The sequence below is a fragment of the Arsenicicoccus sp. UBA2120 genome, from assembly GCF_002330965.1.
GTDB lineage: Bacteria > Actinomycetota > Actinomycetes > Actinomycetales > Dermatophilaceae > Arsenicicoccus > Arsenicicoccus bolidensis.
The window spans coordinates 1-20,949 of sequence record NZ_DCYC01000108.1; the positions used below are offsets into that span (position 1 = coordinate 1).

At 72.5% G+C, this 20,949-nt stretch carries 19 protein-coding genes; 18 read left to right on the forward strand and 1 reads right to left on the reverse strand.

Features of this window, described 5'->3' with window-relative positions:
• From B2P18_RS18255 to B2P18_RS18340, 18 genes are all read left to right on the forward strand, one after another.
• On the forward strand, positions 1-362 hold a 362-nt coding region (locus tag B2P18_RS18255; protein ID WP_414630892.1), incomplete at its 5' end, for a glutamate ligase domain-containing protein.
• Positions 359-1,444 (forward strand): phospho-N-acetylmuramoyl-pentapeptide-transferase, encoded by a 1,086-nt coding sequence (gene mraY / locus B2P18_RS18260; protein WP_019287186.1) that lies wholly within the window; start codon positions 359-361, stop codon positions 1,442-1,444. The genes B2P18_RS18255 and mraY, both read left to right, overlap by 4 nt.
• Positions 1,445-1,449: 5 nt before the next feature.
• Positions 1,450-2,961, forward strand: a complete 1,512-nt coding sequence (gene murD, locus B2P18_RS18265; protein WP_376783740.1) for a UDP-N-acetylmuramoyl-L-alanine--D-glutamate ligase — start codon at positions 1,450-1,452, stop codon at positions 2,959-2,961.
• Positions 2,958-4,202 (forward strand): peptidoglycan glycosyltransferase FtsW, encoded by a 1,245-nt coding sequence (locus B2P18_RS18270; protein WP_029211443.1) that lies wholly within the window; start codon positions 2,958-2,960, stop codon positions 4,200-4,202. The genes murD and B2P18_RS18270 overlap by 4 nt, the downstream gene beginning before the upstream one ends.
• Positions 4,199-5,356 (forward strand): undecaprenyldiphospho-muramoylpentapeptide beta-N-acetylglucosaminyltransferase, encoded by a 1,158-nt coding sequence (gene murG, locus B2P18_RS18275; RefSeq protein WP_286958577.1) that lies wholly within the window; start codon positions 4,199-4,201, stop codon positions 5,354-5,356. Before B2P18_RS18270 ends, murG begins: the two co-directional genes overlap by 4 nt.
• Positions 5,357-5,361: 5 nt before the next feature.
• A complete protein-coding gene (murC, locus tag B2P18_RS18280) occupies positions 5,362-6,822 on the forward strand; it encodes a UDP-N-acetylmuramate--L-alanine ligase (protein WP_029211441.1) in 1,461 nt (486 codons plus the stop codon).
• Complete coding sequence (locus B2P18_RS18285) at positions 6,819-7,559, forward strand: cell division protein FtsQ/DivIB (protein WP_286961847.1); 741 nt, start codon at positions 6,819-6,821, stop codon at positions 7,557-7,559. Before murC ends, B2P18_RS18285 begins: the two co-directional genes overlap by 4 nt.
• Before the next feature lie 172 nt (positions 7,560-7,731).
• The gene (gene ftsZ / locus B2P18_RS18290; RefSeq protein ID WP_286961848.1) at positions 7,732-9,060 is read left to right on the forward strand and encodes a cell division protein FtsZ; all 1,329 of its coding nucleotides are present in this window, start codon (positions 7,732-7,734) and stop codon (positions 9,058-9,060) included.
• 102 nt (positions 9,061-9,162) lie between these two features.
• Positions 9,163-9,909, forward strand: coding sequence for a peptidoglycan editing factor PgeF (pgeF, locus tag B2P18_RS18295; RefSeq protein WP_029211438.1), 747 nt, complete (start codon positions 9,163-9,165; stop codon positions 9,907-9,909).
• Positions 9,909-10,664 carry a YggS family pyridoxal phosphate-dependent enzyme gene (locus B2P18_RS18300; protein WP_019287196.1) on the forward strand — a complete coding sequence of 252 codons (756 nt, stop codon included), beginning with the start codon at positions 9,909-9,911 and terminating at the stop codon, positions 10,662-10,664. The genes pgeF and B2P18_RS18300 overlap by 1 nt, the downstream gene beginning before the upstream one ends.
• Before the next feature lie 42 nt (positions 10,665-10,706).
• Complete coding sequence (locus B2P18_RS18305; protein ID WP_019287197.1) at positions 10,707-11,276, forward strand: cell division protein SepF; 570 nt, start codon at positions 10,707-10,709, stop codon at positions 11,274-11,276.
• Positions 11,277-11,423: 147 nt separating this feature from the next.
• The gene (locus tag B2P18_RS18310; protein WP_019287198.1) at positions 11,424-11,705 is read left to right on the forward strand and encodes a YggT family protein; all 282 of its coding nucleotides are present in this window, start codon (positions 11,424-11,426) and stop codon (positions 11,703-11,705) included.
• 73 nt (positions 11,706-11,778) lie between these two features.
• Positions 11,779-12,702 carry a DivIVA domain-containing protein gene (locus B2P18_RS18315; RefSeq protein ID WP_239264832.1) on the forward strand — a complete coding sequence of 308 codons (924 nt, stop codon included), beginning with the start codon at positions 11,779-11,781 and terminating at the stop codon, positions 12,700-12,702.
• A gap of 127 nt (positions 12,703-12,829) precedes the next feature.
• Complete coding sequence (locus B2P18_RS18320; RefSeq protein ID WP_019287200.1) at positions 12,830-13,255, forward strand: TraR/DksA family transcriptional regulator; 426 nt, start codon at positions 12,830-12,832, stop codon at positions 13,253-13,255.
• Complete coding sequence (gene lspA, locus B2P18_RS18325; protein WP_019287201.1) at positions 13,252-13,821, forward strand: signal peptidase II; 570 nt, start codon at positions 13,252-13,254, stop codon at positions 13,819-13,821. The genes B2P18_RS18320 and lspA overlap by 4 nt, the downstream gene beginning before the upstream one ends.
• Positions 13,814-14,746, forward strand: a complete 933-nt coding sequence (locus B2P18_RS18330) for an RluA family pseudouridine synthase (protein ID WP_029211437.1) — start codon at positions 13,814-13,816, stop codon at positions 14,744-14,746. Before lspA ends, B2P18_RS18330 begins: the two co-directional genes overlap by 8 nt.
• A 93-nt stretch (positions 14,747-14,839) precedes the next feature.
• Positions 14,840-18,403, forward strand: a complete 3,564-nt coding sequence (dnaE, locus tag B2P18_RS18335; protein WP_286961852.1) for a DNA polymerase III subunit alpha — start codon at positions 14,840-14,842, stop codon at positions 18,401-18,403.
• Positions 18,404-18,414: 11 nt separating this feature from the next.
• Positions 18,415-19,803: a GrpB family protein gene (locus tag B2P18_RS18340; protein WP_286961853.1), complete on the forward strand. Its 1,389-nt coding sequence runs from the start codon at positions 18,415-18,417 to the stop codon at positions 19,801-19,803.
• Between the two features lie 9 nt (positions 19,804-19,812).
• Here the strand turns inward: B2P18_RS18340 and B2P18_RS18345 are convergent, their stop codons facing one another.
• On the reverse strand, positions 19,813-20,928 hold the full coding sequence (locus B2P18_RS18345; RefSeq protein ID WP_286961854.1) for a GNAT family N-acetyltransferase: 1,116 nt from the start codon (positions 20,926-20,928) through the stop codon (positions 19,813-19,815).
• Between the last annotated feature and the right edge of the window lie 21 nt (positions 20,929-20,949).

The window sequence follows — 20,949 nt, forward strand, 5'->3', positions numbered from 1 at the left end:
CCGCCGTCGCCGACCTCGTCGTGGTGACCGACGACAACCCTCGCTCGGAGGACCCGGCCGCCATCCGCGGGGCGGTGGCCGGCGGCATCTCCGACGCGCTGCAGGACCGGGTGCGGGTCGTGGCGGGTCGCTCCACCGCGATCCGCGAGGCCGTGGCCGCCACGTCCGGCGCCGACGACACCGTCGTGGTGCTGGGCAAGGGACACGAGCAGGGCCAGGAGATCGCCGGGCTGACCCACCCCTTCGACGACCGCGAGGAGCTCGGCGACGCGCTGCGCGAGCGCCGCGCCGGCACTCACCCCAAGGAGCGTGCACCTCACGTGGAGCCTGAGACTTCGACCCCCGAGGAGGCCACGCCGTGAAGGCCGTCCTGATCGCTGCCGGCTTCTCGTTGCTGGTCGCCCTGCTGGGCACCCCCGCCTACATCAACTTCCTGGTGCGCAAGCACTACGGCCAGTTCGTGCGGGACGACGGCCCGACGAGCCACCACACCAAGCGCGGCACGCCGACCATGGGTGGTGCCGTCATCATCCTGGCCTCGCTCGGTGCCTACGCGATGGCCCACCTGCTCACCTGGTGGCCCCCGTCGGCGTCCGGCCTGCTGGTGATGTTCCTGATGGCGGGGCTGGGCCTCGTTGGGTTCCTCGACGACTACATCAAGATCTCCAAGCAGCGCAGCCTGGGCCTGCGCTCGTGGCAGAAGCTCGCCGGGCAGGGGATCGTCGGCCTGATCTTCTCCCTGCTCGTCCTGCAGTTCCAGAACTCCCGGGGCCTCACCCCCGCCTCCACCGTCATCTCCTCCGTGCGCGACACGAGTCTCGACCTCGACGTGAGCTCGACCCTGCCCTGGGTGGGGGTCGTCCTGTTCGTCCTGTGGGCCAACCTCATGATCGCGGGCACCAGCAACGGCGTGAACCTCACCGACGGGCTCGACGGGCTGGCCACCGGCGCGAGCACCATGGTCTTCGCCGCCTACGTCATCATCGGCACCTGGCAGACCAACCAGAGCTGCGCGATCACGCCCAGCGCGGGGTGCTACGAGGTGCGCGACCCCCGGGACCTCGCCGTCGTGGCGGCCTGCCTCATGGGGGCGTGCTTCGGGTTCCTGTGGTGGAACGGCTCGCCGGCCAAGATCTTCATGGGCGACACCGGCTCCCTGGCCCTCGGCGGCGCGCTCGCCGGCCTGGCCATCTGCACCCGCACCGAGCTGCTGGTGGTGGTCCTCGGTGGGCTCTTCGTCCTCGAGGCGCTGTCGGTGATCATCCAGGTCGGGTCGTTCAAGACCACCCGCAAGCGCGTGTTCCGCATGGCGCCGCTGCACCACCACTTCGAGCTGCTCGGCTGGGCCGAGATCACCGTGGTCATCAGGTTCTGGATCATCGCCGGGCTCTTCGTGGCGCTCGGCATCGGGTTGTTCTACGCGGAATGGGTCGTGGGAGCGTGACGGACGTGCCAGCCGGCCAGGGCCGACCCGACGAGGACCCTCGAGACATCGCCTACGAGCCGCGTCCCGGCCTCACCCACAAGGACGCCGACTGGGCGGGCCTGCGCGTGCTGGTCGTGGGCCTCGGCCGCTCCGGCTTCGCCGCCGCCGACGCGCTGCGCGAGCGGCTCGCCGTGGTCACGGCATACAGCCCCGACGTGACCCCGCAGATCGAGGAGCACGCCCGCATCCTCGACATCCTCGGCGTGGACGTCCGCCTCGGCGACGACGCGACCGACGAGATCCCCGAGGGCACCGAGCTGGTCGTGACCTCGCCGGGCGTGCCGCCGCACAACCCCCTGCTCGTGCGGGCCGCCGAGGCCGGCATCCCCGTGTGGGGCGAGGTCGAGCTGGCCTGGCGCATGCGCCCCCGCGAGGGTGCGGCGCCGTGGCTCGTGGTCACCGGCACCAACGGCAAGACCACGACGGTGACGATGCTCGAGTCGATCCTGAGGCACTCCGGCGCGCGGGCGGTCGCCGCCGGCAACGTCGGGACGCCGATCATGGAAGTGATGCTGAACCCGACCCCCTACGACGTCGTCGCGGTCGAGCTCAGCTCCTTCCAGCTGCACTGGCAGCGCTCCCTGTCGCCCCTGGCCTCCGCCTGCCTCAACGTCGCCCCCGACCACCTCGACTGGCACGGGTCCTACGACGACTACCTCCGCGCCAAGGGCAGCGTCTACGACAACACCCAGGTGGCCTGCGTCTACAACGTGCAGGACCCCCAGACCGAGCTGCTGGTGATGGAGGCCGAGGTCGTCGAGGGGTGCCGGGCGGTGGGCTTCACCATCGGCGTCCCCGCCCCCGGCATGGTGGGCCTGGTCGACGACGTCCTCGCCGACCGCGCGTTCGTCGAGCAGCGCCACTCCAGCGCGGCCGAGCTCGGCACCCTGGCGGACCTGCAGGGGGACGCGCCCGACGTCGCTCCGCACTACGTCGCCAACGCCCTCGCGGCGGCGGCGCTCGCCCGCGCCTTCGGCGTCGGTCCCATGGCCGTGCGCGACGGGCTGCGCGCCTACCGGCCCGAGGCGCACCGCATCGCCGAGGTCGCGACGGTGGACGGCGTCCGCTACGTCGACGACTCCAAGGCCACCAACCCGCACGCGGCGGCGGCCTCCCTGGCCGCCTTCCGGCGCGTCGTGTGGATCGCCGGCGGGCTGCTGAAGGGCGCCGACGTCGAGGACCTGGTCCGCTCCCGGGCCGACCGGCTGGCCGGCGTCGTGCTGATGGGGCGCGACCGGGCCCGCATCGCCGAGGCCCTGGCTCGACACGCGCCCGATGTGCCCGTGGTCGACGTGGACAGCACCGACACTGGTGCCATGGCACGCGTCGTCCGCGAGGCCACCACCCTGGCCCAGCCGGGCGACGTGGTGCTCCTCGCACCGGCGGCCGCCTCCATGGACATGTTCGACAACTACGGTGCCCGCGGCGACGCCTTCGCCGAGGCGGTGCGCCGGCTCGGAGGGAGCACCGTATGACGACCCGCCCCGGAGCCTCGCCGACGGGTGCGTCCCGCGCGCGACGCACGGGGCGCGAGACCCTGCCCGACCGGGTGGTGGACTTCCTCGACAGCATCGACACCCCGCTCACGACCTACTACCTGCTGGCATCGGTCACCGCGGCCCTCACGATCGTCGGGCTGGTCATGTACCTCTCGGCCTCGAGCATCCGCAGCTACGACCTGTTCCTGCGCCAGCTGCTCTTCGCCGGCATCGGCCTGGTCCTGTGCGTCGTCGCCTCACGCCTGCCGGTGCGGGTGTGGAAGCGGCTGGCCTGGCCGGGGATCCTGCTGTCCCTGGCCCTGCAGGCGCTGATCTTCGTGCCGGGGCTGGGCCAGGAGTTCCAGGGCAACCGCAACTGGATCCAGGTGGCGGGCGTCCAGCTGCAGCCGTCGGAGTTCGCCAAGATCGCGATCGTGGTCTTCGGCGCGGCGATCCTCGACCGCAAGAAGGACCGCCTCGGGCAGTTCTGGCACGCGGTCATCCCGCTGGGCCCGGCGGCGGTGCTGCTGCTCGGCCTGCAGCTCGCCGGCAACGACCTCGGGACCGGTCTGGTGCTGCTCGCCATCGTCGCGGGCATGCTCTTCGCGGCCGGGGTGTCGGCGCGGTTCTTCGGCTTCGCGGCGCTGCTGGGCGTGGCCGCCGTGGCGGTCATGACGCTGACCAGCCGCAACCGGCTGGGGCGCATCGACGCCTGGATCGGCGACGGCTGCGCCACCAACTTCGACCTGTGCCGCCAGGTGGTCAACGGCAAGTACGCCCTGGCCGAGGGTGGCTGGTGGGGCAAGGGGCTGGGGGAGAGCGCCGAGAAGTGGGGCTGGCTCTCCGAGTCCCGCAACGACTTCATCTTCGCCATCATCGGCGAGGAGCTCGGGCTGCCGGGCACCCTCACCGTCCTGCTGCTGCTCGCCCTGCTCGCCTACGCGTGCTACCGCCTGGTGTTCCGGTCGCAGGACTTCTTCGTCCGCATCGCCTCGGCCGGGGTCCTGACCTGGCTGGTGGTGCAGGCCAGCATCAACATCGGTGCCGTGACCGGGCTCCTGCCCGTCATCGGTGTCCCCCTCCCGCTCATCTCCGGCGGCGGCACCGCCCTGATCTCCACCCTCACGGCGCTGGGCATGCTCATGGCCTTCGCCCGCGAGGAGCCCGGCGCCCGCGAGGCCCGCAGCCTGCGCCGCTCCCGGCCCGCCCGCGACGACCGCCCTAGGATCGACCGATGACCGCGACCCCGGCACCGACCCCGACCCCGACCCCTCCCTCGGGCCGCCGAGCCGCCTCCGTGGTCCTTGCCGGCGGAGGCACGGCAGGGCACGTCTCGCCGCTCCTGGCGCTCGCGGACGAGCTCCGACGGCGCGACCCCAACGTGCGCGTCACGGTGCTCGGGACGGCCACCGGGCTCGAGACGCGGCTGGTCCCCCAGCGCGGCTACCCCCTGCGGACCATCCCCAAGGTCGCGTTCCCCCGCAAGCCCTCGGCGGCGCTGCTCCGGCTGCCGCAGTCCCTCAAGGCGGCGGTCGACGCGGCCGGCGCGATCCTCGACGAGGTCGACGCGGACGTGGTCGTCGGCTTCGGCGGCTACGTCTCGACCCCCGCCTACCTCGCAGCCCGGCGCCGGGGCCTGCCTATCGCCATCCACGAGCAGAACGTCCGCCCCGGCCTGGCCAACCGGCTCGGGGCCCGCCTCACGCGGTTCGTCGCGACGACCTTCGCCGCCACGCGGCTCCCCGGGGCCCGCCATCTCGGGATGCCGCTGCGCACCGAGATCTCTGGTCTCGACCGCCCCGCCCGGCGCGCCGAGGCGCTCGAGCACTTCGGCCTGGACGCGGACGGCGGTCCGGTCGTCCTCGTGACGGGCGGGTCGAGCGGCGCCAAGCGCCTCAACGACACCTTCGCCGCCCGCGTGCGCGAGCTGTCCGACGCGGGGATCCAGGTGCTGCACGTCACCGGGGCGGGCAAGACCTTCGAGCCGGCGGCCCTCGGCGACGGCGCGCCCTACGTCGTGCGCGAGTACTCCGACCGCATGGACCTGGCCTTCGCCGCCGCCGACCTCGTGGTCTCCCGGGCCGGCGCGGGCATGGTGTGCGAGCTGACGGCCGTGGGCCTGCCCGCGGTCTACGTCCCCCTGCCCATCGGCAACGGCGAGCAGCGCTTCAACGTCGCCGAGGTCGTGGCCGCCGGCGGCGGCCTGGTCGTGGACGACGCCGAGCTGCTCCCCGCCTGGGTCGACCGCGTCCTGGTGCCGCTGGTCCGGGACCGGGAGCGACTGGACCTGATGGCGACCGCCGCCTCCCAGGTCGGCACCCGCGACGGCGACCGCCGGCTCGCGGACCTGGTCGAAGAGGCGTTTGCCTCCACGTCACGAGAGGGTCGGTGACGTCGATGAGCGTCCACCAGGACCGGTTCGACTTCACGGCCCCCGTCGTCCCGATCTCTGAGCTGGGAAGCGTGCACGTGACCAACGTCGGGGGCGCGGGCATGTCGGCCGTGGCTCGGGTGCTCCTCGGCCGTGACGTGCCGGTGAGCGGGTCCGACCCCAAGGACCTGCCGGTGCTGGACGCGCTGCGCCAGGCGGGCGCCGACGTGCACGTGGGTGCCCGGCCCGAGTCCGTGGACCAGGTCGACACCGTCGTCGTGTCCTCGGCGACCCGAGAGACCGATCCCGAGCTGGCCCGCGCCCGTGGGCTGGGCAAGCGCGTCCTGCACCGGTCGCAGGCGCTGGCCAGCGCCGCCGACGCCCGTCGGGTGGTGGCCGTGGCCGGTGCCAACGGCAAGACGACGACGACGTCCATGCTCACCGCGCTGCTGATCGACGCGGGCGCCGACCCGTCCTTCGCCATCGGGGGCGAGCTGGCCGGGCTCGGCACCAACGCGCACGCCGGCGGGGGAGAGGCCTTCGTGATCGAGGCCGACGAGTCGGACGGCTCCTTCCTCGTCTACCACCCCGAGGTCGCGATCGTCACCAACGTGCAGCCCGACCACCTCGACCACTACGGCACCTTCGAGGCCGTCCAGGACGCCTACCTCGACTTCGCCCGCAGCATCCGCCCGGGCGGGCTGCTCGTGGCCTGCGCCGACGACGCCGGGTCGGCGGCGCTCGCCCGTCGCGCCTCCGACAGCGGGGTGCGCGTCCTCACCTACGGCACGGACGTGTCGGCCGACGTGCGGGTGCTCGGGCACGAGGTGGACGGCTTCCGCACCGTGGCCCGCGTCCTCGACGGCGACGAGGAGGTGCGGCTGGCGATCGCCATACCGGGCGCGCACAACGTCCTCAACGCCACGGCCGCGTATGCCGCCGCCCACCACGGCCTCGGGGTCGGGGCGGACCGCGCGGCCACCGGTCTCGGGGCCTACACCGGCACGCGGCGCCGGTTCGAGCTCAAGGGAGAGATCGGCGGCGTCACCGTGGTCGACGACTACGCGCACAACCCCGGCAAGGTCGCTGCCGTCGTCGGCACCGCCGCGGGGCTCGTGCAGCGACCCGCGCGGCTCGTCGTGGTCTTCCAGCCGCACCTGTACTCCCGGACCCAGGACTTCGCGGTCGAGCTCGCCGCGGGGCTACGCCCGGCGGACGTCGTCGTCGTCATGGACGTCTACGCCGCGCGCGAGGACCCCGTCGACGGGGTCTCCGGAGCCCTGGTCGCCGACGCGGTCCGGGACCTGGCGGCCCGCGACGGTGGCCCCTCCTGCGAGGTGCACTACGTCGCCGGGTGGCCCGAGGCGGCCCCGCTGGCCGCGGGACTCGCGCGGGCCGGTGACCTCGTCCTGACGGTCGGCGCGGGCGACGTGACGCAGCTGGGTCCGCAGATCCTCGCAGCCGTGGAGGAGGGCGTCCGCCGGTGAGGATCCGTCGTCCCGGCGGCCGCGGCGAGGGTGGGTCGTCGCGAGCCCGGTTCGAGGACCGGGCTCGCAGTGCCCGGCGTCTGCGCTGGCGTCCGATCCTGCTCACCCTCCTCGCCGCGGTACTGGTGGCCGGCCTCGTCTACGTCGTGTGGTTCAGCTCGGTGCTGGCCGTGCGCTCCGTCGTGGTCGAGGGCGTGCAGGGGTCGCAGGCCGAGGCCGTCCGCCGCGCCGCCGACGTGCCCCTCGGGGTCCCCCTCGCCCGGGTCGACCTCGAGGGCCCGGGGCAGCGGGTGACGCGCTCGCCCCTCTACGCCTCGGTCGACGTGGCCCGGCGGTGGCCGAGCACCGTCCTGGTGCGCGTGGAGCCGCGACGTCCGGTCCTCGCCCTCGACCGAGGGGGTGACGTCCAGCTGGTCGACGGCCAGGGCGTCGCCTACCTCACCACTCCCGAGGCGCCCAAGGGTGTGCCGGTCGTGACCAGCCAGGGCGCAGCCACCCCCGAGGGTCTCAAGACGGCCATCTCGGTCCTGTCGGCCCTGCCGCCGGAGCTGCGCTCGACCGTGTCGGCCGTGCGGGTCGAGGGCCCCAGCATGGTGACCTTCCAGGCCGGCAAGACCAAGGTGCTGTGGGGGGACAGCACTGAACCTCAGCTGAAGGTCAAGGTGCTGTCGACCCTGCTGAAGGGCGCTCCTGCCACGGTCAACGTCAGCGCTCCGCACGCGCCTGCCACGACCTGACGCGATCGCTGGGCCATCGCTGGGCCATGCGGGTGGCAACACGCCTGGTCGAAGGTTGCTCCGTGCGACGGACAGGACGTACCTTTCTCTCGACGCTCTATAACAGAACCATAACCTTGCACTCAACCTTTAGGGTTAAGGGTTGGTTGCCCCCAGCAGGAGAGGCCCCACCGTGGCAGCACCACAGAACTACCTGGCCGTCATCAAGGTCGTCGGCATCGGCGGCGGCGGTGTCAACGCGATCAACCGCATGATCGAGGTCGGCCTCAAGGGGGTCGAGTTCATCGCGATCAACACCGACGCGCAGGCCCTCCTGATGAGCGACGCGGACGTCAAGCTCGACGTGGGGCGCGAGCTGACCCGCGGGCTGGGTGCCGGGGCGGACCCCGAGGTCGGCAAGAAGGCCGCCGAGGACCACGCCCAGGAGATCGAGGAGGTCATCCAGGGCGCCGACATGGTCTTCGTCACCGCAGGCGAGGGCGGCGGCACCGGCACCGGTGGCGCGCCCGTCGTCGCCAAGATCGCCCGCAACCTCGGTGCGCTCACCATCGGCGTCGTGACCCGTCCGTTCACCTTCGAGGGCCGTCGCCGCGCCAACCAGGCCGAGTCCGGCATCGGCAACCTCCGCGAGGAGGTCGACACCCTCATCGTCATCCCCAACGACCGCCTGCTGTCGATCAGCGACCGCAACGTCTCCATGCTCGACGCCTTCCGCAGCGCCGACCAGGTGCTGCTGTCGGGTGTCCAGGGCATCACCGACCTCATCACGACGCCGGGCCTGATCAACCTCGACTTCGCCGACGTCAAGTCCGTCATGCAGGGCGCCGGGTCGGCGCTCATGGGCATCGGCTCGGCCCGTGGCGAGGACCGCGCCGTCCAGGCGGCCGAGCTCGCGATCTCCTCGCCGCTGCTCGAGGCCAGCATCGACGGCGCCTACGGCGTCCTGCTGTCCATCCAGGGCGGCTCGGACCTCGGCCTGTTCGAGATCAACGAGGCGGCTCGCCTCGTGCAGGAGGCCGCGCACCCCGAGGCCAACATCATCTTCGGATCCGTCATCGACGACGCCCTCGGCGACGAGGTCCGCGTGACCGTCATCGCCGCCGGCTTCGACGGCGGCGACCCCCAGCCCCGCCGCGAGGAGCCGGCCCAGCGCCCCGCGCAGCAGCCCGCGCAGCAGCAGACCCAGCAGCGTCCGGCCCCGCAGCCGGTCCAGCAGCAGCAGCCGGTGCAGCAGCGTCCGGCGCCGCAGCAGCCGCAGCGGGCCCAGGGTCAGCAGCCCCAGCAGCCCCAGCAGTCCCAGCAGCAGGGTCAGCCCTCGCAGCAGCAGGCCCAGCCGGTCCAGCAGCAGGGACAGCCCCAGCAGCAGCCGCAGCAGGGCACGCCCGGGCAGGTCCGCCCGGCCGAGCAGCAGCAGGGCGAGCAGCAGCCCCAGCAGCGCCCCCCGCGCCAGGTGACCTACGACGACGCCGCCGACCTGGACGTCCCGGACTTCCTGAAGTAGGGAGGGACTCGGCCCGTGAGCCTCCTCACGGAGCCGGCGCCCCGATCCACGTGAGGCCCCCGCCGACCCGGCGGGGGCCTCGCGTGCCGCTACCCTCGTGGGGTGTTCGCCCACCAGCAGCAGGACGGGCCCGTGTGGCGGGCCTTCACCGACGCCCATGACGGCGTGAGCGACGCGCCGTACACCGCCGGCCGCGACGCCGCCGGAGGCCTCAACCTCGGCAGCCACGTCGGCGACGACCCCACCGCCGTGAGGTCCAACCGGCGCCGGGTCGCCGAGGCGGCTGGGGTCGCTCCGGAGGCGCTGGTCCTCGTCGACCAGGTGCACGGCGCCGAGGTCGTCCAGGTCGACGGACCCTGCCACGGGTCGGCCGGTGAGGCCGACGCGATGGTGACCTCCCGGGCTGGACTGGCCCTGGCCGTGCTCGTGGCCGACTGCACGCCGGTGCTGCTCGCCGATCCGGTGGCGGGTGTCGTGGGGGCCGCCCACGCCGGACGTCCCGGGATGCTGGCCGGTGTGGTGCCCGCGACGGTGGCCGCGATGCGCGACCTCGGGGCGCGCACCATCAGCGCGGTGGTGGGCCCGTCGGTCTGCGGTCGCTGCTACGAGGTGCCCGCCGAGATGCAGCAGGCGGCCGCGAGGGTCGTCCCGGAGGTGCTGGCCCGCACCTGGGCCGGGACCCCATCGATCGACGTGGCCACCGGCGTCGTGACCCAGCTCGCCGGGCTGGGGGTCGCCGTGACGTGGGTTCCCGGCTGCACCTACGAGGACGCCCGCTTCTACTCCTACCGCCGCTCCGGCACGACCGGACGGTTCGGGGGAGTCGTGCTGCGACGCGAGGTGGCCTGATGACGGACGCACGCTCGGTCGAGCTCCGCGACGCCCTTGCCCGCGTCGAGGAGCGGATCGTCGCCGCCTGCTCCGCGTCCGGCCGTGACCGGGGCGACGTGCAGCTCGTGGTCGTCACGAAGTTCTTCCCCGTCGAGGACGTCCGCCGCCTGCTCGCGCTGGGCGTGACAGACGTCGCGGAGAACAAGGCGCAGGAGGCCTCCGCCAAGCTGGAGAGGCTGACCGCTGACGAGCGTGCCGCCCTCACCGTGCACTTCGTCGGTCAGCTGCAGACCAACAAGGCCCGTCAGGTGGCCGCCTGGGCCGACGTCGTCCACACCGTCGACCGGGCCCGTCTCGTCGCGGCCCTCGACCGGGGAGCCGAGCAGGCCGGGCGCGACCTGGACGTGCTGCTGCAGGTGGATCTGGACGCGCCAGGGGAGGCCGACGAGCAGGGCCACGCCGACGGCGGCCACCGCGCCTCGGGGTCCCGCGGCGGGGCGCCGGCGGACGGCATACCGGCCCTCGCCGACGAGGTCGGCCGGGCGGAGCACCTCGAGCTGCGTGGCGTGATGGCCGTCGCACCTCGCGGCGGAGACCCGGAGCGGGCCTTCGCCGCCCTGGCCCGGGTCGCCGACGGGGTGCGGTCCGCGCATCCTCGTGCGACCCTGGTGTCCGCCGGGATGAGCGGCGACCTCGAGCAGGCCGTCGCCCACGGAGCGACACACCTGCGTGTCGGGTCGGCAATCCTCGGGCCCCGCCCGGCGCCCCGGTAGCGTTCGGCACGACGTGACCGACGACTGAGCAGGAGATGCGCGATGGCTGGGGCGCTGCGCAAGACCATGGTCTACCTCGGACTTGCCGAGGACGACGACTACGACACCTACGACCGCCAGGAGGCCGGGGCCCGCGACTCGCGCCCGGCCGAGGCGCACAAGCCCGAGCCGGCCCGCCGGGAGCCGCACCTCGTCGAGGCCCGCTCCGACGCGCGGTCCGACGACCGTGCGGGCGCGACGGCGGTCCGCGAGGAGCACCGCGCCTCCGTCGCCCACCTGCCCCAGCGCACCCCCGTGGCGCGCGTCGTCCGCGACCCGGAGGTCGGCCCGATGAACCGCATCACGACGATCCACCCCCGCACCTACAACGAGGCCAAGACCATCGGCGAGTCCTTCCGCGAGGGCACGCCGGTCATCATGAACCTCGGTGACATGGCCGACGACGACGCCAAGCGCCTCGTCGACTTCGCCGCCGGCCTGGTCTTCGGTCTCAACGGAGCCATCGAGCGGGTCACGAGCAAGGTCTTCCTGCTCACCCCGCAGCACGTCGAGGTCTCCTCCGAGGAGTCCGAGGCGCCGCAGTCGACGCGCGGCTTCTTCAACCAGAGCTGAGCCACCCGCACCGCCCGGCCCCAGCCGGGCGAAGGCGCAGGCCCCCGGGAACGCCACGGGGTCCTGCGCCGTTGTGCTGGACGGCGACCCGCACCCGACGACGACCGCCCCGGACACCCGGGTCGGTGGCAAAGGACCTCCGTAGACATGAGCATCCGTGGCCTGCTGCTGAACCTCCTGTGGCTCTACTGGCTGGTGCTGATGGCCCGGCTGGTCCTCAGCTATGTCGTGATGCTGGCGCGCGACTGGCGACCCCGCGGGGTGGTGCTCGTCCTGGTCGAGGGGGTCTACTCCCTCACCGACCCGCCGTTGCGGGCCCTGCGCCGGGTGATCCCGCCCCTGCGCCTGGGAGGCATCGCCCTCGACCTGGCCTTCATGGTGCTGTTCCTCATCGTGATCGTCCTCATGCAGGTCGTGGCCAGGGTGTAGGTTTTCTGACGAATGGCCCCGGGGACCTTGGTGGTTCCGGGCCCGACCGCATGACGAACGAAGAGGTGGACACATGGCGCTCACGCCTGATGACGTGCTCAAGAAGAGCTTTGGGGCGACCCAGTTCCGACGGGGCTACGACGAGCGCGAGGTCGACGACTTCCTCGACGAGGTGGTCAGCGAGCTGCGTGACCTGATCGCCGAGCGCGACGACTACAAGCGCAAGTACGAGGAGACGGCCCGAAGCAAGGGCCAGACCCCGGTGCCGGCCAAGGGCCGGGCCGCTGCGGCACCCTCCGCCGAGCTCGACAAGCTCCGCGCCGAGGTCGCCGCCGCCAACAAGCGCGCCGACGACGCGACCCGCCAGTCCACGGCGGACGGTGGCGCGACCAGCGCCGCCGCCCGCACCGAGGTCACCCAGCTGCGCCAGCGGCTCCAGGCCGTCGAGAAGGACCTCGAGTCGACCCGCACCGAGCTGACCAAGGCACGGTCGGCCGCCCAGCAGGCCCAGCAGGCGAAGGCTCCGGAGAAGTCCGGCGACGCCGACGAGGCCGCGGGCCTCATCGCCCTGGCCCAGCGCCTGCACGACGAGCACGTCGCCAAGGGCAAGGCGGAGCACGAGCGGCTCCTGACCGAGGCGCGCCAGCAGCGCGAGACGCTGATCAGCGAGGGCACCCGCAAGCGCGAGGAGCTCGTCACCACGGCTCAGCGCCGGCACGACGAGCTGGTGGCCGAGGGCCAGGAGCGCCACAAGAAGCTCATCGCGGACGGCACCACGCAGCACGAGACGATGATCGGCGAGGCGACCAAGCAGCGGGAGAGCATCCTCGCGACCCTGGTCACCGAGAAGGCCACGCTCGAGCAGGCCGTCGCCTCCCTGCGGGCCTACGAGGTCTCCTACCGCGACAGCATCAAGACCTTCCTCACGACTCAGCTGCAGGAGGTGGAGCAGGCCCGCCTCGCTCCGGAGCAGCAGCAGCCTCCGCAGCAGCGCTGAGACAACGAGGCACGTCTGTCGCACAGGGGGTCGAACGGCTACCCTGTGCAGACCTCGCACGCCGTTGGCGTGACGAGTCGGTCGGCGCCGGGGGGCGTCGACCTCACCACGAGCAAGTGAGGGCATCATGGCTGGCAAGTCCGGAGGGCAGTCGACGACCGCGACCTCGACCAAGGGCACCGCTGACGACGCCACCTGGTCGACGGCCGAGGTGGCGGAGCTGCGCGAGACCCTGCAGGGTGAGATCGACCGGTTGACGCGGGAGCTCGCCGAGGCCCAGACCGATCTGGTCGACCTGGTGCAGGACACCCAGGACATCGTGGGTGACGACCAGGCCGACGTGGGGTCCAAGGCGATCGAGCGTGAGCACGAGGCCGCGATGGCGGCCAACACGCGCGACGTCCTCGCGCAGTACCAGCACGCGCTCGAGCGCGTGGACGCGGACCTGCAGGGCGTGTGCGAGAGCTGCGGCGGGGTCATCCCCAAGCTGAGGGTCCAGGCCTTCCCGCGCGCCACGCTGTGCGTGGCGTGCAAGTCCGCGCAGAAGCGGTGACCTCACCCGTCGACGACGACGCACGCGACGCCGGGGCGACCCGTGCGTCGCGGCGCCGTGTCTGGCCCCTGCTCGTCCTGCTGGCCGTCCTGACCTTCGCCGCCGACCAGGCGAGCAAGGTCTGGGCGCTGGGCGCGCTCGTGCCGGGCGCGCCGCGCGACCTGCTGGGGTCGTTCCTGCGGCTCAACCTCATCTTCAACTCCGGCGCGGCGTTCTCGCTCGGCGCCGGGACGACCTGGCTGCTGACCATCGTCGCGGTGGTCATCGGGGTGCTGGTCGCCTGGCACGCCCGCCGCATCGTCAGCGTGCCGTGGGCCGTCGCGGGGGGCCTGGTGCTGGGCGGCCTGCTCGGCAACCTCTACGACCGGCTGTTCCGGCCCCCGTCCTTCGGCCAGGGCCACGTCGTGGACTTCCTCGACTACAACGGGTTCTTCATCGGCAACGTCGCGGACATCGCGATCGTCGCCGCAGCGATCCTCGTCGCGCTGCTGTCCTTCCTCGGGATCTCCTACGACGGCACCCGGGCCACCGACCACGCCCCGTCCGAGGAGGACACCCATGCCTGACGTCCGGATGCTGCCCGTCCCCGACGGCCTCGAGGGCGAGCGCGTCGACGCCGCCGTCTCCCGCCTCTTCGGGGTGTCCCGCACCAAGGCGGCCGAGCTCGCCGCGGACGGCCACATCCAGCTCGACGGCCGCGCCGCGGGCAAGTCCGACCGGGTCACCGCCGGGGCCTGGCTCGAGGCCACCCTCCCCGACCCGGTGTCCGAGGACGCGCCGGCCGTCGTGCCGCGCGAGGTCCCGGGCCTCGCGATCATCCACGACGACACCGAGATCGTCGTCGTGGACAAGCCCGCCGGCTGCGCCGCGCACCCGAGCGTCGGCTGGGACGGTCCGGACGTCGTGTCCGGGCTCGCCGCCGAGGGCTACCGCATCTCGACGTCGGGCGCGGCCGAGCGCCAGGGCATCGTGCAGCGCCTCGACGTGGGCACCACCGGCCTGATGGTGGTGGCCAAGTCCGAGCGGGCCTACACCGTGCTCAAGCAGGCCTTCCGCGACCGGACGGTCTCCAAGACCTACCACGCGGTCGTGCAGGGCCTGCCGGACCCCATGGTCGGCACCATCGAGGCGCCCATCGGCCGGCACCCCAACCACGACTGGAAGTTCGCGGTCCGCCAGGAGGGCCGCCACTCGGTGACCCACTACGAGGTGCTCGAGGCCTTCCGCCACGCGTCGCTGCTCGAGATCCACCTCGAGACCGGACGCACGCACCAGATCCGCGTCCACTTCAGCGCCCTGCACCACCCCTGCGTCGGCGACCCCCTCTACGGCTCCGACCCGGTCCTGGCCCGGCGCGTCGGCCTGGACCGGCAGTGGCTGCACGCCCGCGAGCTGGGCTTCACCCACCCCGGCAGCGGCGAGTGGGTCACCTACCAGAGCCCCTACCCGGCCGACCTGCAGCGGTCGCTGGACCTGCTCCGCGAGGGCTGACCGAGACGCCTGACGGCGGCCCGTCGAGGCGGCGGGACGGCATACGGGATGTCCGGGAGGGGTCTGTCGGACCGCGGGCATAGACTGCCGCCGATGTCCTCGCCAGCAGCCTCCAGCAAGTCCTTCGTGCACCTGCACAACCACACCGAGTACTCCATGCTCGACGGTGCCGCCCGCATCGACGACCTCTTCGCCCGGTCCGCCGAGATGGGGATGCCGGCGGTCGCGACCACCGACCACGGCTTCATCTTCGGGGCCTACGAGTTCTGGAAGAAGTCGACCCGGCACGGGGTCAAGCCGATCGTCGGGATCGAGGCCTACCTCACGCCGGGGACGCACCGCACCGACAAGACGCGGGTGAGGTTCGGCGACGGCGGTCGCGACGACGTCTCGGGCTCCGGCGCCTACACCCACATGACGATGTGGGCGCGCAACAACGAGGGCATGCACAACCTCTTCCGGCTGTGCTCGCTGGCCAGCCTCGAGGGCTACTACTTCAAGCCGCGCATGGACCGCGAGCTGCTCCAGACCTATGGCAAGGGCCTGATCGCCACGACCGGCTGCCCCTCGGGCGAGGTCCAGACCCGGCTGCGCCTCGGGCAGTACGCCGAGGCCCGCCAGGCGGCCAGCGACTACCGCGACATCTTCGGCGCCGAGAACTTCTTCTGCGAGCTGATGGACCACGGCCTGGACATCGAGCGGCGTGTCCACAAGGACCTGCTGCGCCTGGCCAAGGAGCTCGACCTGCCGCTGGTCGCCACCAACGACCTCCACTACACCGACGCCGCGGACGCCAAGGCCCACGCCGCCCTGCTGTGCGTGCAGTCCGGCTCGACGCTGATGGACCCCAACCGGTTCAAGTTCGACGCCGACGACTTCTACCTCAAGAGCCCCGAGGAGATGCGCCACCTGTGGCGCGAGCTGCCCGAGGCCTGCGACAACACCCTGCTCATCGCCGACATGTGCGACATCTCGTTCAGCGAGGGCGAGGGGCAGTACATGCCCCGCTTCCCCTGCCCCGAGGGCGAGGACGAGACCAGCTGGTTCGTCAAGGAGGTCGAGCGCGGCCTGCACGCCCGCTTCCCCGAGGGCATCCCGGACTACGCCCGCAAGCAGGCGGCCTTCGAGACCGAGGTCATCGTCGGCAAGGGCTACCCCGGCTACTTCCTCGTCGTCGCCGACTTCATCAACTGGGCCAAGGAGAACGGCATCCGGGTGGGACCGGGCCGTGGCTCCGGTGCCGGCTCGATGTGCGCCTATGCCATGCGCATCACCGACCTCGACCCGGTGCCGCACGGTCTGATCTTCGAGCGCTTCCTCAACCCCGAGCGCCAGTCGATGCCCGACTTCGACGTGGATTTCGACGAGCGCCGCCGCGGCGAGGTCATCAAGTACGTCACGGAGAAGTACGGCGAGGAGCGCGTCGCCCAGATCGTCACCTACGGCACGATCAAGGCCAAGCAGGCCGTCAAGGACGCCGGACGCGTGCTCGGCCACCCCTTCGCCGTCGGCGAGAAGCTCACCAAGGCCATGCCGCCGGACGTCATGGGCAAGGGCATCCCGCTGTCGGGGATCTTCGACCCCGCGCACAATCGGTATGCCGAGGCCGCGGACTTCCGCGCGATGCACGACTCCGACCCCGTGGCCCAGGAGGTCGTCGCCACCGCGCGCGGCCTCGAGGGGCTGAAGCGCCAGTGGGGCGTGCACGCCGCCGGCGTCATCATGTCCAGCGAGCCGCTGATCGACCTGATCCCCATCATGCGCCGCGAGGCGGACGGGCAGATCATCACGCAGTTCGACTACCCGAGCTGCGAGACGCTCGGCCTGGTCAAGATGGACTTCCTCGGCCTGCGCAACCTGACGATCCTCGACGACGCCATCAAGAACGTCGAGATGAACCGCGGCGAGACCATCGACCTGGACGGCCTGTCCAAGGACATGACCGACCCGGCGACCTATGACCTGCTGGCCCGCGGCGACACCCTCGGCGTCTTCCAGCTCGACGGCGGCGGCATGCGCTCGCTGCTGCGGCTCATGCAGCCCGACAACTTCGAGGACATCTCCGCCGCCCTCGCGCTCTACCGCCCCGGCCCGATGGGCGCCAACGCGCACACCAACTTCGCGCTGCGCAAGAACGGCAAGCAGGAGGTGGACTACATCCACCCCGAGCTGACCGAGGCGCTCGAGCCCATCCTGTCCATGACCTACGGCCTGATCATCTATCAGGAGCAGGTCATGGAGATCGCGCAGAAGCTCGCCGGCTACACGCTCGGCAACGCCGACCTGCTGCGCCGCGCCATGGGCAAGAAGAAGAAGGAGGTGCTGGACGCCGAGTTCGCCAACTTCGAGCAGGGCATGCTCGACAACGGCTTCTCCAAGGACGCGGTCGCCAAGCTGTGGAGCATCCTGCTCCCGTTCTCCGACTACGCGTTCAACAAGGCCCACACCGCGGCCTACGGCGTCGTGTCCTACTGGACGGGCTACCTCAAGGCCAACTACCGCGCCGAGTACATGGCGGCGCTGCTCACCAGCGTGCGCGACGACAAGGACAAGTCCGCGCTCTACCTCAACGAGTGCCGGCACATGGGCATCAAGGTGCTGCCGCCGGACGTCAACGACTCCATCGGCTACTTCGCCGCCGTCGGCGAGGACATCCGCTTCGGCCTGGAGGCGGTCCGCAACGTCGGCGCCAACGTCGTGGTCGAGATCGTCAAGGCCCGCGAGGACAAGGGCGCCTTCACCTCGTTCAAGGACTTCCTGCACAAGGTGCCGGCGGTCGTGTGCAACAAGCGCACCATCGAGTCCCTGGTCAAGGCCGGTGCGTTCGACTCCCTCGGGGAGTCCCGCCGGGGCCTCGCCGAGGTGCACGAGCCGTATGTCGAGGCCCTGGTGGACGTCAAGCGCCGCGAGGCGGCCGGCCAGGACTCGTTGTTCGCGGCGTTCGCGATGGCGGACGACGACGATGCGGGTGGCGCCGACGCGTTCGCCGGCATGCCGCCGGTGCCGACGCACTCGTGGGACAAGCAGGTGACGCTGCAGTACGAGCGCGAGATGCTCGGGCTCTACGTCTCCGACCACCCGCTCTTCGGGATCGAGCACATCCTGCACCAGGCGGCGGACACGTCCATCGCGTCCCTCAACGGCGAGGACGGCAAGCCGGACGGGGCGACCGTGACGATCGCCGGGCTGATCACCGGGCTGCAGCTCAAGCGCACCAAGAAGGGCGACCTGTGGGCCATCGCCACGGTCGAGGACCTCGACGGCGCCGTGGAGTGCCTGTTCTTCCCGTCGACCTACATGACCGTCGCCACGATGCTGTCGCCGGACACCGTCGTGGTCGTGCGCGGGCGGGTCAACAAGCGGGACGAGTCGACCTCCATCTATGCGCAGGACCTGACGCTCCCTGACCTGCACGAGGGTCCGCGCGGGCCGGTGGTGCTCAACCTGCCGATGACGCGGGCGACCAACGGCATGGCCGAGGCGCTCAAGGACGTCCTGCTCAACCACCCCGGCACGACCGAGGTGCACGTCAAGCTCACCCAGCCCGGCCGGTCCGTGCTGATGCGGCTGGAGGACAACTTCCGGGTGGACGCGACGTCGGCGCTGTTCGGCGACCTCAAGGCGCTGCTGGGGCCGGCCTGCCTGGCCAACGGCTGACGGTGACCGACGTGGTGCAGCCCGTGCGGGTCGAGATCGTCTCGGGCACCGACGCCGACCTCGTGGCGGACCGGCTGCGTGCGCTGGACGCTGCAGCTCCGTCGCCCGGCCTCGTCACTGTCTGTGTGGTCGAGGCCGCCGGGGTGGCGCCGTTTGTGCTGGCCGCGCCGGGGGCGCCGCTCGCGGGCAGCGACGTGATGCTCAACTGGGGTCACGGCGTGACGCGGGACGCGCTGGTCGACAGTCTCTGGGGCGAGCGGATCGAGCCGCTCGCCCGCCGCCTGGCCGGGCTCACGGGGCCGTCACCCGCGCCGGCGCGGCTCGTCGAGCACGACCAGCGCTGGGGCGTCGTCGCGCACGGTCAGCTGTCCCGCCTGGCGCGGGCGCTCGGCGAGGCGGGCGTCGATCGCGGTGGCTCGGGTGGCTTCGGCTACGAGCACATCGGGTCCACGGCGGTGCCGGGGCTGCTCGCCAAGGCGTTCGTCGACCTGCAGCTCGGCGTCGACGAGATCCCTGCTGCCGGCGGCGCGTTCGACGAGGCGCTCCTGCGGTGCGGCTACCTGCCAGCGGTGGGGTCTCGGCCCGACTCGCCCGGCGTCGACCGGGACCTCGAGATGTTCCCGGGTGCGTGCGCCGAGGAGGACTATCGCAAGCGGCTGTACTACCGCCCCGACCCGGGGATGCCGTCCATCCTGCACGTGCGGCGGGCCGGGACGCCGTGGCACGACTACCCGATCCGCTTCCGCGACCTGCTGCGCGAGTCCACCCAGCATCGCGAGCGCTACGCCGCGGTCAAGACGGCTGCCGCGCAGGCCCACGCCGACGACGCGGACCACGACGACTGCACGCGGGCCAAGGGCGAGGTGATCCGCGACGTCCTCGTGGCGGCGGGCTGCGAGCCGGGGCGGCTCGAGGCGCTGGCCCCGTTGCCGGTGGCCCGACCCGAGACGGCGACCCCGCGGCGCACCCGGCATACGGCTCGGGTCCTGCCCGTCGACCCCTCGGGCCGCGTGCTGCTGCTGCACGGGGTCGACCCGGACGACCGGGAGCACCCGCTGTGGTTCAGCCTCGGCGGCGAGATCGACCCGGGCGAGGACCCGGTGACGGCTGCGCTGCGGGAGCTGCGGGAGGAGGTCGGGCTGCTCGCCGGGCCGGGCGACGTCGAGGTGCTGGGGGAGCAGGCGATCGAGTTCTCCTGGGGGAGCGTGACCTTCGACCAGCGGCAGGTCATCTGCGCCGTCCGCGTCCGCTCCACCGACGTGGACCTGTCCGGGCAGGACGCGGTCGAGCAGGCCACCATCGACGAGGCACGGTGGTGGGCGCCGGAGGACCTGGCCGCCACCACCGACCTCGTCGGCGAGGGCCTGCTCGCCTGGGTGCGGCGCGCCGCGGCGCGCTGACGGCGGGGGTCAGGCGCCGCGCAGCAGGACCCAGTGCCGCATGTCGTCGTACGACCCGTCGTCGCGGGCGCAGAACTCCGGTTCGTGGCCCCACTCGGCGAACCCCGCGCGCTGCAGTACGCGCGCGCTCGCGTCGTTGTCGGCGACGGTGGAGGCGAGGAGGCGCCGCAGGCCGAGCCCGCCGTCCGCCGCGTCCGCCCAGGCGTGCTCGATCGCGAGGCGCACGGCGCCCGAGGCCAGCCCGCGCCCTCGCGCCGACGGGAACAGCACGTAGCCGATCTCGGCGGTCCCCGGCTGCTGCCCCTCAAGGATGAGGCACAGGTCGCCGCGTGCGCGGTCGCCGGCGGTGTCGGCGATGCACCAGTGCACGCTCTGCCCCAGCGACATCCGGACCCGCCGGCGCAGCACCCACGCCTCGAAGGTCGACGGTGTTGGCTCGGCCCCCGGCGGCATGAAGTGGGTCGGGGAGTCGCCCGGCTCGCAGCTCGCCCCGTCGTCGTCGCGCCAGGCGCGCAGGCGCACGTCGCTCGACTCGCGCGTCACGGGGTCGAGCCACAGGGACGCCGGCCGGTCCAGGTCGTCCTCCCGCCCGACGCTCGCCACCCATGCGTCCGCCAAGCCGTCCGGGTGGGGGAGATAGCCCGGGAGGGTCGCGTGCCGTGCGAACCCGCACGACCAGGCGACCCGCCACGAGGCGAGGTGGCCGGCCATCGCCATCCAGGTCACGCGCTCCCCGCCCTGCTCCCACCACCACCGGCAGACGAGGCGCAGCGCGCGCGCCGTCAGGCCGTGGCCGCGGGCCTGCGGGTGGAGCCCGAAGCCCACCTCTGCGCTGCCACCGCCCCGGGGTCGCAGGTCGATAGTCCCGGCGAAATCCGGTGCGCCGTCGGGGTGGTCGAGCCACTCTATGGCCCACCAGCGTCCCCGGTCGGGGAGAGCCCACTCCTGACGGGTCATGGCCAGGAAGGCCTGCGCCGCACCCGCGTCGTAGGGGCGCGGGACGGTCGTCCACCGCAGGCTCGCGGGGTCCGTGCACTGCTCGACGATCGCCGGGACGTCGGCGTCGGTGTGCGCCCGCAGGAGCACCACGCCGTCGGTCAGCTCGGGGACGGGGGTGTGGGTCATGCCACCCATCCTGCACCGTGG

Excerpts from the sequence above, each read along its gene's own strand:
- murG (WP_286958577.1), top strand. The coding sequence starts at position 4,199 with ATGACCGCGACCCCGGCACCGACCCCGACCCCGACCCCTCCCTCGGGC.
- B2P18_RS18345 (WP_286961854.1), bottom strand. The coding sequence starts at position 20,928 with ATGACCCACACCCCCGTCCCCGAGCTGACCGACGGCGTGGTGCTCCTG.
- B2P18_RS18315 (WP_239264832.1), top strand. The coding sequence starts at position 11,779 with ATGGCGCTCACGCCTGATGACGTGCTCAAGAAGAGCTTTGGGGCGACC.
- dnaE (WP_286961852.1), top strand. The coding sequence starts at position 14,840 with ATGTCCTCGCCAGCAGCCTCCAGCAAGTCCTTCGTGCACCTGCACAAC.
- B2P18_RS18330 (WP_029211437.1), top strand. The coding sequence starts at position 13,814 with ATGCCTGACGTCCGGATGCTGCCCGTCCCCGACGGCCTCGAGGGCGAG.
- B2P18_RS18300 (WP_019287196.1), top strand. The coding sequence starts at position 9,909 with ATGACGGACGCACGCTCGGTCGAGCTCCGCGACGCCCTTGCCCGCGTC.
- B2P18_RS18310 (WP_019287198.1), top strand. The coding sequence starts at position 11,424 with ATGAGCATCCGTGGCCTGCTGCTGAACCTCCTGTGGCTCTACTGGCTG.
- B2P18_RS18320 (WP_019287200.1), top strand. The coding sequence starts at position 12,830 with ATGGCTGGCAAGTCCGGAGGGCAGTCGACGACCGCGACCTCGACCAAG.
- murC (WP_029211441.1), top strand. The coding sequence starts at position 5,362 with ATGAGCGTCCACCAGGACCGGTTCGACTTCACGGCCCCCGTCGTCCCG.
- B2P18_RS18305 (WP_019287197.1), top strand. The coding sequence starts at position 10,707 with ATGGCTGGGGCGCTGCGCAAGACCATGGTCTACCTCGGACTTGCCGAG.
- B2P18_RS18270 (WP_029211443.1), top strand. The coding sequence starts at position 2,958 with ATGACGACCCGCCCCGGAGCCTCGCCGACGGGTGCGTCCCGCGCGCGA.